This window comes from Leclercia sp. LSNIH8 (assembly GCF_002920195.1).
GTDB lineage: Bacteria > Pseudomonadota > Gammaproteobacteria > Enterobacterales > Enterobacteriaceae > Enterobacter.
Genome location: NZ_PQJY01000004.1, coordinates 393,047 through 407,956, shown reverse-complemented (window position 1 = coordinate 407,956; position 14,910 = coordinate 393,047). Strand labels below are relative to the sequence as shown.

17 protein-coding genes are annotated in these 14,910 nt (G+C 61.0%); 1 reads left to right on the top strand and 16 read right to left on the bottom strand.

Features of this window, described 5'->3' with window-relative positions; all coding sequences use genetic code 11:
• The 16 genes from catC to C3406_RS13950 all read right to left on the bottom strand — a co-directional run bounded on the left by catC (position 1) and on the right by C3406_RS13950 (position 12,960).
• A complete protein-coding gene (catC, locus tag C3406_RS14025) occupies positions 1-288 on the bottom strand; it encodes a muconolactone Delta-isomerase (protein ID WP_103822309.1) in 288 nt (95 codons plus the stop codon).
• A 12-nt stretch (positions 289-300) separates the two neighbouring features.
• Positions 301-1,416, bottom strand: coding sequence for a muconate cycloisomerase family protein (locus tag C3406_RS14020; protein ID WP_103822310.1), 1,116 nt, complete (start codon positions 1,414-1,416; stop codon positions 301-303).
• Positions 1,413-2,180 carry a 3-oxoadipate enol-lactonase gene (pcaD, locus tag C3406_RS14015; protein WP_103822311.1) on the bottom strand — a complete coding sequence of 256 codons (768 nt, stop codon included), beginning with the start codon at positions 2,178-2,180 and terminating at the stop codon, positions 1,413-1,415. Before pcaD ends, C3406_RS14020 begins: the two co-directional genes overlap by 4 nt.
• Positions 2,181-2,843, bottom strand: coding sequence for a 3-oxoacid CoA-transferase subunit B (locus tag C3406_RS14010; protein WP_103822312.1), 663 nt, complete (start codon positions 2,841-2,843; stop codon positions 2,181-2,183).
• A 9-nt stretch (positions 2,844-2,852) separates the two neighbouring features.
• On the bottom strand, positions 2,853-3,539 hold the full coding sequence (locus tag C3406_RS14005; protein WP_103822313.1) for a 3-oxoacid CoA-transferase subunit A: 687 nt from the start codon (positions 3,537-3,539) through the stop codon (positions 2,853-2,855).
• On the bottom strand, positions 3,536-4,861 hold the full coding sequence (locus tag C3406_RS14000) for an MFS transporter (RefSeq protein ID WP_103822314.1): 1,326 nt from the start codon (positions 4,859-4,861) through the stop codon (positions 3,536-3,538). The genes C3406_RS14005 and C3406_RS14000 overlap by 4 nt, the downstream gene beginning before the upstream one ends.
• Before the next feature lie 23 nt (positions 4,862-4,884).
• Positions 4,885-5,379, bottom strand: a complete 495-nt coding sequence (locus tag C3406_RS13995) for a flavin reductase (RefSeq protein ID WP_103822315.1) — start codon at positions 5,377-5,379, stop codon at positions 4,885-4,887.
• Positions 5,380-5,389: 10 nt separating this feature from the next.
• Positions 5,390-6,322: a PDR/VanB family oxidoreductase gene (locus tag C3406_RS13990; RefSeq protein ID WP_103822316.1), complete on the bottom strand. Its 933-nt coding sequence runs from the start codon at positions 6,320-6,322 to the stop codon at positions 5,390-5,392.
• Positions 6,323-6,331: 9 nt separating this feature from the next.
• A complete protein-coding gene (locus C3406_RS13985) occupies positions 6,332-7,072 on the bottom strand; it encodes an SDR family NAD(P)-dependent oxidoreductase (RefSeq protein ID WP_103822317.1) in 741 nt (246 codons plus the stop codon).
• Positions 7,073-7,082: 10 nt separating this feature from the next.
• Positions 7,083-7,562, bottom strand: a complete 480-nt coding sequence (locus tag C3406_RS13980; protein ID WP_103822509.1) for an aromatic-ring-hydroxylating dioxygenase subunit beta — start codon at positions 7,560-7,562, stop codon at positions 7,083-7,085.
• Positions 7,562-8,875 carry an aromatic ring-hydroxylating oxygenase subunit alpha gene (locus C3406_RS13975; RefSeq protein WP_103822318.1) on the bottom strand — a complete coding sequence of 438 codons (1,314 nt, stop codon included), beginning with the start codon at positions 8,873-8,875 and terminating at the stop codon, positions 7,562-7,564. The genes C3406_RS13980 and C3406_RS13975 overlap by 1 nt, the downstream gene beginning before the upstream one ends.
• A gap of 28 nt (positions 8,876-8,903) precedes the next feature.
• Positions 8,904-9,416 (bottom strand): nuclear transport factor 2 family protein, encoded by a 513-nt coding sequence (locus C3406_RS13970; protein WP_103822319.1) that lies wholly within the window; start codon positions 9,414-9,416, stop codon positions 8,904-8,906.
• Positions 9,417-9,427: 11 nt separating this feature from the next.
• A complete protein-coding gene (locus C3406_RS13965; RefSeq protein ID WP_103822320.1) occupies positions 9,428-9,784 on the bottom strand; it encodes an IacB protein in 357 nt (118 codons plus the stop codon).
• Between the two features lie 21 nt (positions 9,785-9,805).
• The gene (locus tag C3406_RS13960; protein WP_103822321.1) at positions 9,806-10,933 is read right to left on the bottom strand and encodes an acyl-CoA dehydrogenase family protein; all 1,128 of its coding nucleotides are present in this window, start codon (positions 10,931-10,933) and stop codon (positions 9,806-9,808) included.
• Positions 10,934-11,035: 102 nt separating this feature from the next.
• A complete protein-coding gene (locus C3406_RS13955; protein WP_103822322.1) occupies positions 11,036-12,160 on the bottom strand; it encodes an amidase in 1,125 nt (374 codons plus the stop codon).
• Between the two features lie 335 nt (positions 12,161-12,495).
• The gene (locus C3406_RS13950) at positions 12,496-12,960 is read right to left on the bottom strand and encodes a MarR family winged helix-turn-helix transcriptional regulator (protein ID WP_103822323.1); all 465 of its coding nucleotides are present in this window, start codon (positions 12,958-12,960) and stop codon (positions 12,496-12,498) included.
• Positions 12,961-13,331: 371 nt separating this feature from the next.
• On the opposite strand from C3406_RS13950, the gene hpaX reads away from it, so the two are divergent.
• Complete coding sequence (gene hpaX / locus C3406_RS13945; RefSeq protein WP_103822324.1) at positions 13,332-14,717, top strand: 4-hydroxyphenylacetate permease; 1,386 nt, start codon at positions 13,332-13,334, stop codon at positions 14,715-14,717.
• Positions 14,718-14,910 lie beyond the last annotated feature (193 nt).

Below are 14,910 nucleotides of genomic sequence, written 5' to 3'. Positions count from 1 at the left end.
TTATTGCGAGTGATGAATGGATGAGGGATGCGTACACAGAGGCTGCACGCTGATCTCCATCCACGGGTAGAGCGGCAGCGCGGTCAGGATATCGTGCAGCTCCTGGTTGTCCGCCACGTCAAAAATGCTGACGTTGGCGTACTGTCCGACCACGCGCCAGATGTGCGGCCACTTACCTTCACGCTGTAAGCGCTGGGAGTAGGCTTTCTCTTTTGCCTTGATCGCTTCCACTTCTGCCCCGGGCAGCGAGGACGGGATATTGACCGTCATTTCCACTTTAAAAAGCATCGCGTTTTCCTTTTATTGACGTGCGTAATGACGCAGCTTGTCTTCATCGATTTCAACGCCTAATCCCGGCCCCTGCGGTAATGTCACCTCTCCCTGGCTGAACGCGAGCGGACGGACCACGATGTCATCCTTCAGCAGCAGCGGGCCGAACATCTCGGTGCCCCACTGCATCTTCACCGTCGACCAGGCGTGCAGCGAGGCGACGGTGCCGAGCGTCCCTTCCAGCATGGTGCCGCCGTACAGCGCCACACCCGCCGCCTGCGCCACATGCGCCAGCTTCAGGGCCTGCGCCGGGCCGCCCGCTTTGGCGATCTTCAGGGCATACGCCCCGGTAAAGCCGCCGCTCGCCAGGGCGTAGCCGTCATGGCTGGTCGCCACCGCTTCGTCGGCGAGGATCGGCACCGCAAAGCGCTGGCTGAGGGCGATAAGCCCTTGCCGATCCCACAGCGGGATCGGCTGTTCCACCAGGTCGATACCGCCCGCCTGTAGCTGCGTCATCCCTTTGATGGCGGTGGTCAGATCCCAGGCCTGGTTGACGTCCACTCGCACGCTCACCTCGTCGCCCAGCGCGGCCTTGATCGCCAGAGCGTGGCGAACGTCCTCCTCCAGCCTACGGGCACCGATTTTCAGCTTGAAGGTGTTGTGTCGCCCCTCTGCCAGCAGGCGTTTGCCCTCTTCAATGTCTTTCTGCGTGTCGCCGCTCGCCAGGGTCCAGAGTACCGGCAGGCGCTGAGTCAACGCCCCGCCCAGGAGTGAACTCACCGGCAGCCCCAGCGCCTTGCCCTGGGCATCGAGAAAGGCGGTTTCGAGGGCGGATTTGGCAAAAGTGTTGCCCTTCACGTGGGCGTTCATCCTGTCGGCGAGCTGCGCCACGCCGCTGAACGACTGGCCACACAGCAGCGGGGTGAGATAGGTTTCAATGGCGGATTTGATCGCTTCCGGGCTTTCCGGGCCATAGCTCATGCCGCCGATGGTGGTGGCTTCGCCCCAGCCGGTAACGCCGTTCGCGCAATCCATTCTGACGATGGTGAGCGTCTGGCAACCCATGGTGGCCATCGACAGCTTGTGTGGGCGGATGGTGGGAATGTCCACCAGCCAGCAGGCCAGGGATTCTATGGTGAGGGTCATGTCATGCTCCTGCGGGTTAAAAAGGTCAGCACCTGCTGATTAAAGGCTTCCGGGCAGGCGACGTTCGACAGGTGCGAGGCGGGTAACGCCACATACTCTGTCTGCTTCGCCTGAGCCGCGATCCACTGGGCGTCCGACACGGTGGTGACCAGATCTTCCTCCCCTGCGATAGCCAGCATTGGGCGCAGCATGGCAGCCACGTCACTACGCAGATCGGCAGCGGCCAGCGCTTCGCAGCAGGCGGCGTACCCCTCGGCGGGGGTATCGGCCAGGCTGTCAATCAGCAGCGCCACCTGGCCGGGATTACCCTCACGGAATACCGCCGTGAACCAGCGTTCTGCCGCGGTACTGGCGACAGGGGCCATCCCCTGCTGGCGCACCGTCCCGGCACGCTGCAGCCAGTCTCTGGACTCGCCGATTTTTGCCGCGGTGTTCGCCACCACGATGCGATCAAAACGCGATGGGGCGTGGCGGTTGAGCCACATCCCGGTCATCCCACCGAGGGAGATGCCGCAGAAAAAGGCGCGCTCAATATCCAGATGATCGAGCAGGGCAATCACGTCCTGCCCCAGCGAGTCGAGAGTGATTCCCCCAGCCGAAACCGGGGAGCGGCCATGCCCGCGCGTGTTGTAGCGCAGCACGCGAAAATGGCGGGTAAAGTCGGTCATCTGTTCCTGCCACATCTCCCAGGTGGTACCGAGCGAGTTGGAGAGCACCAGCAGCGGGGCCGCTTCCGGGCCGTCGAGGCGATATTCGAGATCCATTCACGCCTCCTCGGTTTCGGCGTTAAGGGCAAAAGTCAGTGTCACCGGGGTGACGGACTGGAGGTATTCCGCCGTCACGTCGCCGAACAGCTCGCGCACCACAATACCTTCGGCTGTGATATCCATCACCGCCATGTCGGTGTAGATCCGGTCGATACAGGCCATGCCGGTGAGTGGATAGGTGCAGGCTTTGACGATTTTGCAGTCGCCCTGGCGGGTCAGATGTTCGGTCATCACATAGACGCGCTTCGCGCCAATCGCCAGATCCATCGCCCCGCCGACGGCGGGAATTGAAGAGGGCTCGCCGGTGCTCCAGTTCGCCAGATCGCCGCGCTCGGAGACCTGATAAGCCCCCAGCACGCAGATATCCAGGTGGCCGCCGCGCATCATGGTGAACGAGTCGCCGTGATGGAAATAGCAGCCGCCCGCCAGCAGCGTCACCGGCTGTTTGCCAGCGTTAATCAGCTCCGGATCTTCACAGCCCGGTTCCGGCGCTGGCCCCATCCCGAGAATGCCGTTTTCGCTGTGCAGGAAGATCTCGCGATCGGCGGGGAGATAGTTGGCAATCCGCGTCGGCAGGCCGATCCCCAGGTTGACGTAGGCCCCTTCCGGGATGTCGCGGGCAATGCGTTCGGCCAGCTGTTGATGGGTCAGTTTATTCACGGGCTCTCCTTATGCGCTCTGCGGCAGACGTTGCGGCGCGATCGTCACCACGCGCTGGACAAAAATCCCCGGCGTCACCACCGCCTCCGGGTCGAGCTCGCCGAGGGCGACAATCTCGCTCACCTGGGCAATGGTGCAGCGGGCGGCGGCGGCCATGATCGGCCCGAAGTTGCGCCCAGTTTTGTCGTAGACCAGGTTGCCCCAGCGGTCGGCCTTCAGAGCTTTGATCAGGGCGAAATCGGCTTTTAACGGGTACTCGAGGACATAATCTTTGCCGTCGATATGGCGGGTCTCTTTGCCCGCCGCCAGCTCGGTGCCAAACCCGGTGGGGGTGAAGATCGCCCCCAGCCCGGAGCCGCCCGCCTGAATACGTGCCGCGAGATTGCCCTGCGGGACCAGCTCCAGCTCGACTTCGCCGCGGCGGTAGAGATCGTCAAAGACCCAGGAGTCGGTCTGGCGCGGGAAGGAGCAGATCACCTTCTTCACGCAGCCAGCTTTCAGCAACGCCGCCAGGCCATAGTCACCGTTCCCGGCGTTGTTGCTGATCAAGGTCAGATCCCGCGGCTTGCGGCGGATCAGGGCATCGAGCAGTTCGGCGGGCTGTCCGGCGGCGCCAAATCCGCCCACCATCACCACCGCGCCGTCAAAAATATCCGCCACGGCACCGTCGGTGGCGGCAATCCGTTTATCAATCATTCGCTTACCTCGTTATTTTTATGGGAGGACGGCAGGCTGCGCAGGGCGATCCACGCCAGCAGGGCATAGGCCATCAGCAGCAGGGAGATCGGCCAGGAAGCGTCGAAATGCATCAGCAAGGCCACCGCCAGCATCGGCCCCAGGCCGCCGGAGAAGATCGAGCCCACCTCATGCCCCAGCGCCAGGCCGGAGTAGCGCACGCGCACCGGGAACAGGTCGCTCATGATGCAGGGCTGGGTGCCGATCATCGCCCCGTGGCAGAACGGCAGGCCGAGCAGCATCGCCAGCATGATCCAGCCGTAGTCGCCGGTAGAGAGCAGCCAGAAGAACGGAAAAGCCATCACCAGCAGGCCGATGACGCCGATGTAGTAGACCGGCTTGAGGCCAATGCGATCCGAGAGCGCGCCCCAGAAGAGAATGGAGAAGAACTCCACCAGCATCGCCAGAGTCACGGCGCTGATGATCTCCCCGGTGCCGATACCGATGTGTTTGGCGTAAACCACCGAGAAGGTGAAGAAGATATAGGAGGCGCCATTCTCCGGCAGGCGCAGGGCGATAGCCTGCATCAGCGCTTTCGGGTGCTCGCGCACCAGCACCATCAGCGGGATCTTCTCGTGTTTTTCTTCCGGTTTTGCCTGAGTAAAGGCTTTGCTCTCGCGGATGTTTTTACGGATATAGACCCCGACCAGGAAGATGACGATGCTCAGCAGGAAGGGCACACGCCAGCCCCAGCTCATCAGCTCCGCTTCCGGCAACTTCTGCACCAGGTAAAAGGCGAAGGCGGAGAGGACAAACCCGCCGGAGACCCCCATCTGGCTCCAGGCGGTAAAGTAGCCGCGACGGGACGCGGGGGCATTCTCGCTCAGCATCAGCACCCCGCCGCCCCACTCGCCGCCCGATGCCACGCCTTGTAAAAAGCGCAGCGTGATCAGGGAGAGCGGCGCCCAGATGCCGATCTGCGCGTAGGTCGGCAGCAGGCCGATGACAAAGGTGGTGGCCCCCATCAGGGTCAGGGTCATGATCAGGGTCATCTTGCGACTGTAGCGATCCCCGAGATGACCAAAGACGATCCCGCCCAGCGGACGGGCGAGGAAGCCCACCGCAAAACCGGAGAAGGCCAACAGCGTGCCCTGCATCGGGTCGCCGCCCACCGGGAAGAAGAGCGGGCCAAACACCAGCGCCGCAGCGGTGCCGTAGAGGAAGAAGTCATACCATTCCAGGGCATTACCCAGTACCGAGGCGAACACCAGCTTGCGCATCTGCCCGGCATCGTGTGGAACGGCAGCCGCAGCGTTGCGGTTTTCAGTCACGACATTGCTCATCAGCGTTACCCTTATAGTTGGTTTTACGCTTCCACATCATGCCCGATGGCATGGTAGCGACGGTTGAAGTAGACCAGCCCGCGCGGCGCTTCGCTGATGCGTATCGCCTGCACCTGGCAGTAGAAAACGGTGTGGCTACCCACTTCATGACAGGTGTCGATCAGGCAGTCGAAGCTGGCGACCGACGAGCTGAGCACCGGCGCGCCGCTGACCATCACCTGCCAGGAGTCATACGCAAAACGCTGCTCGGAGCGCAGGCTGGCGTTGGCGAAGACCCCGGAGAGATCCTGGTGGTCGCTGGAGAGGACGTTGACGCACAGCGCCCCGTTCTGCTTGAAGTGTTCATTGGCAAAGGAGTTGCGGTTCATGCAGACCAGTAGCGTCGGCGGCGAGTCCGTGACGCTGCAGACGGCAGAAGCGGTAAAGCCAAATTTACCCGCCGGGCCGTCGGTGGTGATCACCGAGACCGCACTCCCCAGCTGTGCCATCGCGTTACGAAATTCGGTTTGCAGTGTCATAAGGGTTTCCTCACAGATCGATGACTAAACGGGCGCTTTTCGCCCGGGAGCAGCACAACAACATCTGGTCGCCGTCGGCTTTCTCTTCGTCGGTCAGGTAGCTGTCGCGATGGTCCGGCTCCCCTTCCAGCACGTCGGTCAGGCAGCTGCCGCAGATCCCCTGTTTGCAGGAGACGCACACCTTCAGCCCGGCCTGGGCCAGCGCCTCGACGATAGTCTGGTTCTCCAGCACCTGGACGGTAATGCCGCTTGCGGCGGCGACCACCTCAAAGGCCGCACCACCGGTGACAACTTCGGCGCTGAAGCACTCCTGATGCACCTGCTCCGGGCGATAACCGAGGCGGGCCGCCTCCTCAGTGACGGCATCCATCAGCCGGGTCGGACCGCAGGTGTAGACGTGGGTATTGGCCGGGACGTCGCTCAGCACCGCTTTCAGATTGAGGCGTTGCGTGTCGCTGAAATGCAGATGCACGCGGTCGGCCCAGGCCGCCTGCTCGAGCCGGGCAATAAATGCCGCCCCGGCCCGGGTGCGGGCGCAGTAGTGCAGGCTGAAGGAGCGGCCGCTGGCGTGCAGTTCGGCGGCCATTGCCAGCATTGGGGTGATGCCGATCCCGCCGCCAATCAGCAGGCAATGGCTGGCGGTCTCCTCCAGCGCAAAGAGGTTGCGCGGATCGCTGACCTGAATGAAATCCCCAACATTCAGCGCATGAGCGGCAAGGGAGCCCCCCTGTGACTTTTTGTCTTTCAGAATGCCGAGCTGGTAGTGGCGACGATCCTGCGGGTCGCCGCACAGGGAGTACGGACGCACCAGGCCGTCTGCCAGATGCAGATCGATATGTGCCCCCGCGTTGAAGACCGGGAGGTCGATCCCGTCAGCATGGGCCAGCGTCAGCAGGAGCACATCGCCCTGCAACTCCCGCCTGATAACCTGTAATGTCAGCATGTTGGCTCCTTAACGCATAAACAGACCGCCGTTGATGTCCCAGGTCGCCCCGGTGACAAACGACGCCTGCTCTGATGCCAGCAAAGCCACCGCCTGGGCGACAAACTCTGCTTCGCCTAACTGGCCGACCGGGATCATCCCCAGCAGCCCGGCCATCTTCTCTTCCGGCACCAGGGCGTGAACCATCGGCAGATCCAGCGGGCCCGGGGCGATGGCATTCACCGTCACGCCGGATTTGCCGAGCTCGCGGGCAAAGATTTTGGTCAGGGTCAGGATCCCGCCCTTCGAGGCGGCATAGTGGGCACCGGAGGCGGTGCCGCCGTTCTGCCCGGCTAACGAGGCCAGGTTGATGATGCGGCCATAGCCACGGCTCGCGAAGTAACGCCCCAGGGTCTGGCAGCCTATAAAGGTGCCGCGCAGGTTGGTGGCGATCACCCGGTCAAACTCCTCCACCGTAATTTCCATCACCGGGGTGGCGAGGGTCAGGGCGGCGTTGTTGACCAGCACCTCCAGGCTGCCGAAGCGTTCAATGGTTGCGTCCAGTGCCTGCGCAAAATCCTGCGGCTGGCAGATATCCAGCCCCAGCGCCAGCACTCTGCCCTGGCCGTCATCGAGACGATCCGCGGCTTCCCGGGCGCGGGCCACATCAACGTCGGTCAGCACCACCTGATACCCCTGCGCCAGCAGGTGAGTGGCAATCACGTTGCCCAGACCGGCGGCCGCGCCGGTCACTAATACGGTTTGCGTCATGGGGGGGTCCTCAGAGGATGTAGCCGATGCTGTGCAGCACATCGTCGCTGTTGACCAGGCGGATCACCTTCCGGGTAATCAGCAACCTGCCCTCCTGCGGTGTCAGGTGCCAGGTGATATCCGCGGCGTAGTGGCGGCTGTGGCCTTTGCGGTGCTCCCACAGGGACTGCGCCCCGCGCACCACAATCAGATCCTCACTGGACTCCAGCAGGCGGAAGCGCGACAGGGTGCGCAGCGTTCTGGCGCGCGGCGTGGTGGAGATGGACTCCCCGCTGTAGAGGCGCTTCACCCGCTTCTCCCGCATGTGGTGATCGTCGCAGGCGTAGTTGAGGGTGTTTTTAAAATCGGTTTCGTTCGGGTCGATAGGTACCACGTACAGGCCGTCGCGCTGCCACAGTTCCAGCCAGGCGTTAAACTCGCCCTGGTCCAGCAGATCGCCTTCGAGATTGATTACGGACATCGCCGCAAACAGCACAGAATCTGGCGTCATCATTTTTCGCTCTCCGTCATCAATTTTTTCCACTGCTGATAGGCCGCCCGCATCCCGGTTTCGGCGCTGACGTCGCTGCGCAGGCCGTCGTCGGTGCGATACTCCCCCGCCAGGCCGCGGTTGAGCATGATCCACAGCTCATCCCCCGCGGTGGCCCCGCGCTGCACGCGCTCCCAGGCCTCGGAGTCGTCCGGCGTGCCAAAGCCCATCGGCCCCTGGAAGTGCTCGTGCAGACGCAGGCGCGCCTGGTTCGCGATCTCCGGTCCGCCGTCCATGGTGATCACCGCATGATGAATCTCGGTCTCCATCACTGAGATGGGCTGCAGGACGCGGAAGAAGGCCATTGAACAGGCGATGTTCGGGAACAGGTTGAGGTTGAAGCCGGAGCCGCCCACCGCGCGCACGATGCGCCTGACCTGCTCTTCGTCGTGATCTTTTCGCAGTTCGTCCGCCAGCTCGACAAAGCGCTCCGGGATTGGCGCATCAAGGTTGGCTTCCAGATCCACCAGTTCAGGGATCATCACCATGACGCTGTGGCCGTTGCCGAGATCTTCGACATAGCCGCTGCCGTCCACGAAGTTGAGCATCTCTTCGGTCTGCTTATCGACCGAACTCAGGAAGGAGCGGTGCACCACCGGGAAGTGATAGCCGTCGGTGGTGTTCTCCAGCTGGATCTTCCAGTTGCCCGGGAAACGGAAGCGGTGCGCAGGCCCGGTTTTGATCGGGTAGCCCGCCCCCTGCTTCATAAAGAGATCCATCCACTTCTTCGCCGCGCCGAGGAAGTCCTCCAGCGGTTCGATCTGCTCGTTAAAGGTGGCGAAAACCATGCCCGCATACTGCTCGGTACGCAGCGACACCAGCCCCAGTTCGTTCTTCTCCAGTTGGTCTGCATAGCTTTCCGGGTGCGGCACGCCGCGCAGGCTGCCGTCCAGGGCGTAGCCCCAGCCGTGGTAGGGGCAGACGAAGCTGTTGGTTTTGCCGCTGCGGTGTTCGCAGACGGTAGCCGCGCGATGGCGGCAGCGGTTCAGCAGGGTGTGGATGGTGCCCTTGCGGTCGCGCACCACGATCACCGGCTGGGTGCCGATCTCGGTGGTTTTGAAGCTGCCGGTCTCCGGGATCTCGCTGACGTGCGCCACCCAGACCCAGGTTTTGCTGAAAATACGCTCCAGCTCCAGCTTGAACAGCTCGTCAGAGGTGTAGAGCGAGGTGTGGACGCGGTCATGTTTGACCAGGGCCGCAATCTCTTCCCGGCTCGGGGCCGTTGGCGTCGTGGTATCGATATTTTTGACATTGATGATGTGGTCACACTGCATAATCTTTCTCCTGCTCGTGGTCGGCGTTTTAGTTTTTGTCCGGTACAGGTAGCGCATCCGCCGCATGCCAGTGGCTTACCGGCCTGCTGAACAGGTTGCGGGTGGTAAAATGGTGCATGGTCATCTCCCCGGCTTCGCGACGGAAAATAATCTGGATCTCTGCCGCGTTCAGGTGCGCCCCTCCGGCGGTAAAGGCGGAGGTTTGCAGCATCTGCCAGCGGCCATGCAGTTCGCCTTCGGTATCGTGCCAGAGCGCCTCGGAGCATAAAAAATGGCCATTCAGGGCGAAGTGCGCGGGCGAGCGGACGTAGCCCGCCATCATCGCTTCAATCGCTTCGCGCCCCTGATATCTTCCCAGCCGGGTGGCGTAAGGCTCGCCCAGCCCTTCCCAGCAGGCGTCTGCGCTGAACAGCGCGCCAATGGCCTGTACCGTCTCCATGCTGTCGAGGCGATCGCACAGCCGCATGTAGGTGCTGATACAGACCCGGGCGGCCTGCTGATCCTCAAGCTGCTGTAAACGCAGCGCATCCTGTGGGCTCATGGTGTGCTCCGTTACTGAATGATCAGTTCGCGACCGACGCGGGCTTCGATCTTGCAGTACTTCCACAGCTTGTACTCGCCGTCGCCCACCGGGGTGGTACGGAACAGGTTGCAGGCGGCCACCACGCTGTCGAGGCTGTCGGCATCGGCCAGCACGTAGGTGGTCCAGGGCGAGGTGGTGGACGGCCCGACCATCAGGCGGTCATCGTCCATATTGCCGATCACCCGGATGCCCTGGGTTTCGTCGATGCCTTTCATCATCACGCCGAACGCGCCCCACACCTGTTTGGCTTCTGCCGGGGTGGCATCAAAAAAGTTCTGGTTCACGCCGATGCAAAACAGCACGCGTAAGGTTGTTGTCTGGCTCATCTGTTGCTCCTTTGGTGAAAATTACAAATAACCCGGCAGAGGCTGGCCACCGAAATAGACCGTACCGGCGTTGAGATAAGAGAGATCGCCCATAAAGGCGTGCTGGGTGATCACCAGGGTGTCGCGGACGTAACGTTGCAGCGGACTTTTCATAGTGATGCCGCCCATGCCGTTCAGCGCCAGCGCCTGGCGGGTAACTTCAGCGGCCACGCGGGTGGCGTGGGTGGAGGAGAGCCGCAGGGCGTTGATCTGCGCGCAGGCAGGATCATCCCCGGCAAGGATGCACTGCCACACCTCGTCGATGGCCTCGTAGAACCAGGCCCGGGCGGAGCGCAGTTCCGCTTCGCAGCGGGCTATCTGCATCTGCGCCTGCGGACGGTCGGCCAGGCGCGGCGCGCCGGTCACCGACTGCTGGCGATGGGCAATGGCATAGATTTCATTCAGGGCGGCGCGGGCGACGCCGAGCGCCACCACCGAGAGCACCTGGGTGGCAAGGGAGAGCACCGGATAGCGATAGAGCGCCCCCTCCAGGTTAAGGGCGCCGCCGCGCACAAAGGTCCACTCCTGCGGCACAAAGGCATCGTTGACCACCAGATCGTGGCTGCCGGTTCCGGCCAGGCCGACGGTGTTCCAGACCGGATCGATCTGCACGCTATCGCGGGGCAGCACCGCCATGCGCGGCAGCGCTTCGCCGCTCTCCGGCAGAATACCGACGCCAAATACCGAGGCCCCCATGCTGCCGCTAGCAAAGCCCCAGCGGCCGGAGACGCGGTAACCGCCATCCGCCAGCACCGCTTTCTGCGGCGGGAAGATGCCGCCCGCGAAGACCACGTCCGGGCCGTCACGGTAGAGTTCTTTTAAGGTATCCGGCGGCAGCGCCCCAAGATAGAAGGGGCTCATGCCGAAGCTAGCGACCCAGCCTGCGGAGCCATCGGCGGTGGCAATCTGCTCGATCAGCTCACAGAACTGCGCCGGGGAGCACTCTTCGCCGCCGTAGATTTTGGGGACTAACGCACGATAGACGCCAACCTGCTTAAACCGGGCGATGATGTCGTCTGAGATATGACGCTGTTGCTCAAAATCGGCGCTGCGGGTGGCGACTTCATTCAGCAGTGGAACGAGTTCCTCACGAACATGAACGGCAGACATAGCTTCCTCCCAAAAGAGTGTGCGGCCCGCAGAGAGACGCGTGCTGCCGCAATGAGTGGTACTCACTGAGTTAGTGTTGATACTGTCGGTAAAGCGGGATGGTTAGCGGCGTCGTCGCTCAGAGAGCCATTCAGCCGCCTGCACCAGCAGCCCTTCGTGACCTTTGGCGGCAACGAGTTGCAGCGCCACCGGACGGCCATCAAGCGTGCCCGCAGGCAGGGTCAGCGCCGGGTGGCCGCTGAGGTTGAACGGGCGCACCAGCCGGGTGAGATTGACGACGCTCAGCGGATCCTTCGCCTCTTCCAGCGTGGGCGGCAGTTCCGGCAGGGTTGCCAGCGCCAGCAAGGGGGTTTTCGCCAGCTGGTCATCCACCTGGGCGGTAAATGTGCGGCGGATAGCCTCTGCGGCCTCAAGGGCACGGGCATCGATCCCGGCTCCGGCACGGATGCGGGTGGCGACGTCGGCAGAAACCCTGTCGTCACTCAGTAGCGTTTTAAAAGCCTGCCAGTTTTCATGGCTGATGAGGGTCAACCCGGCGCGATGGGCATCCCCCAGCAGCGGCAATTCAGCCTGACGCGGTTGCAGGTCGGCCTGGGCGAGGAAGTTCAACAGCAGGGAGTCGATGCTGATGAGCGCCGACGGGATAAAGCCGATGGCGGGCATTCTGTGCAGCGGCGCGTCAACCGGCAGCGCCAGACGGGTCAGCACGTCACGCAGAACGCCCGGCTCGCGGGCGAAGATCCCCACACAGTCCAGGGAGCTTTGTGCGGGCATCACCCCTGCCCGGCTCAAGGCACCGTAAGTGGGTTTTAAGCCGAGGATGCCGCAGCAGGCGGCGGGCATACGCACCGACCCACCGGTATCGGTGCCGAGCGCAAAATCCACCTCACCAGCAGCCACCACTGCGGCAGAGCCGCTGGAGGAGCCGCCGGGGATCAGGTCAGGAAACAGCGGGTTAACCGGCGTGCCGCCCCAGGGGTTGATCCCGGTGACGCCAAACGCCAGCTCGTGCAGGGTGGTTTTTCCGGTCAGGATGCACTTCTGCCCGAGAAGGGTTGCGACCACGTGGGCATGCTGTTCCGCCGCCGGGTTTGCGGCCAGCGCCGGGCAGCCTGCACGGGTGGGAAAGCCTGCGATGTCGAGGGTGTCTTTTACCGCGAAGCGGAGATCGCCCTCGCCGAGGGTACATCGGGTGACAAAACCATTGCTCTCAGTAACAGGCTGCATAATTTGCACCTTAACCAGAAAAAACGAATCATATTAGGGTGACGCACTCTTCGCTGCGGTTCGACCCACGTTTGTTCTGGTCAATCATGGAAGATTTAGATGAATATTCAAGTAATATTTCACGTTAATTTTACGAAAAAATAACACTGAAACATTTTTCTAACAATGCATCGGGAGAGGCTTAGGATGATGATAAATAACAATAAACGCGGCGCAGAAATGAAAAAAGAGCCGCTCTGGTCATCAGAACGGCTCTTTTATAATGTTATATTTTACAGTGAGTTATTTTGAATTTTTAAGGCTGTCACAAATCCGCAATTCTCTGCGGGAACTGTTCAGAGCTCGTTGAGGTTGTCGAGTACTTTCGACAGCGAGAGGTTCATTTTTTCCCGCTGGGCTGCGGTCATGCCCTTAAAACCCTTCTCGAAAACCTTGCTGGTAAGACGGTGTGCCTCGGCCACTTTTTCGCGTCCGGCATCGGTGAGCATCACTTCGGTCACCCTGGCATCCTGCACGCTGCTGGCGGTGGTCACCAGGCCATCATCCCGCAGGCGACCAACGATTTTGGTAACGGTGGGCATTTTGGCCATGGCGTATTCGGCGATCTGCGAAATGCTGGCCTTACCGTACTGCTCGGTAATCATCAGCACCCGAAAGCGGGACACATCAAGCTGCACCTTTTTCAGTGTGATTTCCATCACTTGCGTATAACGCGCGTAGACGTTAACTATCCAGTAGAACGGGAACTCTTCGCGGTGAAAAGTGGGGCCGCTGTCTGACGATGTGTTCGTATGACTCATGAAATGACGTTCCAGAAGTAATGCATTGACCGCAATTATACCCGCTATTTATCCCCCGCTATAGCCCGATCGCACCCTGCCCCCTGCTGTTAACAATTCTCTTCGCCGCAAAAGCCGATCGACATCGCATTATGATTCGAAAACGCTACTAGATTAACAATTACGTATCATTTTTTAAACAGAACATTGACGTCCATGCCTGCGGTTTCCTATACGTTAGCGCACGTGTTTGCATCGCGTGCACCGGGTAATCCTCTTGCCCGCTGGTTCTCGGCTTTTTTTTAAAATTTACCTGCTTATCAATTAATTATAAAAACACCCCCGACTAAAACGGGGATTACATTACCTCTAACCGTTATGTGGAGCATTTCATGAACGACAGCCCATCGATGGAGCAAACACGTGCTAGCGTGCTGGCTCCGCCTGCGTCTGCTGACGACACGCTCGATCCGCGTCAACAGCGGGTAATCAAGAAACTATTCCGGCGATTGATCACTTTTTTGTTCATTTTGTTCGTCTTTTCGTATCTGGATCGCATCAACATCGGCTTTGCCGGCCTGACGATGGGCAAAGATCTGGGCCTCACCAGCACCATGTTCGGGCTGGCGACCACGCTGTTTTACGTGATGTATGTCATCTGCGGGATCCCCAGCAACGTGATGCTGAGCATCGTGGGTGCCCGTCGCTGGATCGCAATTCTGATGGTGGTGTGGGGGATCGCCTCCACCGCCACGATGTTCGCTACCGGCCCTAACAGCCTGTACGTGCTGCGAATGCTGGTGGGAATTGCCGAAGCGGGCTTCCTGCCAGGGCTGTTATTGTATTTAACGTTCTGGTTCCCGGCGCACTACCGCGCTCGCGCCAATGCGCTGTTTATGATTGCCATGCCGGTGACCATGGCGCTGGGTTCGCTGGCCTCCGGGTATATTCTCAACCTCGATGGGGTGATGAACCTGAAGGGCTGGCAGTGGCTCTTCCTGCTGGAAGGCTTCCCGTCGGTCATTCTGGGCTTTGTGGTTTGGTTCTGGCTGGACGACAGCCCGGATAAAGCGCGCTGGCTGACCCAGGATGACAAGGCCTGCCTGAAGGAGATGCTGGAAGCGGATCGTCTCAACGCCCAGAGTAACCAGCTGCGGGAGCAGGCCGCGCTGGCGCCACAGCAGCGTAGCCTGGTGCGCGAGCTGTTCACGCCCACCATTATGCTCTACACCCTCGCCTATTTCTGCCTGACCAACACCCTGAGCGCCCTGAGCGTCTGGACGCCGCTGATCCTGCGCAGCATCAGCGAGGAGAGCAGTAACGTAACCATCGGTATCCTGAGCGCCATTCCGCAGGTCTGTACCATTGTGGCAATGGTCTGGTGGAGTAAACGTTCCGACAAGCGCAACGAGCGTAAAGTCCACACCCTGCTGCCGTACCTGTTTGCCGCTGCAGGCTGGATCCTCACCGCCACCAGCACCGATCCGGTGCTGCAGTTCACCGGTATCGTGATGGCCTCGGCCGGTGCCTTTGCCGCCATGGTGATCTTCTGGACCACCCCGGATCGTTCCATCTCCCTGCGCGCCCGTGCGTTGGGTATTGCGGTGATCAACGCCACCGGGATGACCGGCGCCGCGCTGGGGCCGCTGCTGATGGGCTGGATGAAGGATGTCACCGGTAATTTCAACGCCGGGATCTTTATGGTGGCCGGTTTCCTGGTGCTGGGTGCGGTGGTGATTGCATTGATTCCGATGAAACAGGCTGAACCACAGCGATAGTTCTTCCCCTTACCAGCCCGGCGCAGCAGCCCTGTGCCGGGCTTTTTTGTCGATATCCTCGCCCTGCCTCGCATAAGCCCTGCCTGCAAAAGATCATTCTGAGTGATACATTGCCACTTTATTATTGATAAAAACTATTAAAAACATATTATTGATCACTTTTAATTATATAAAAGCCAGAATAATGATATTC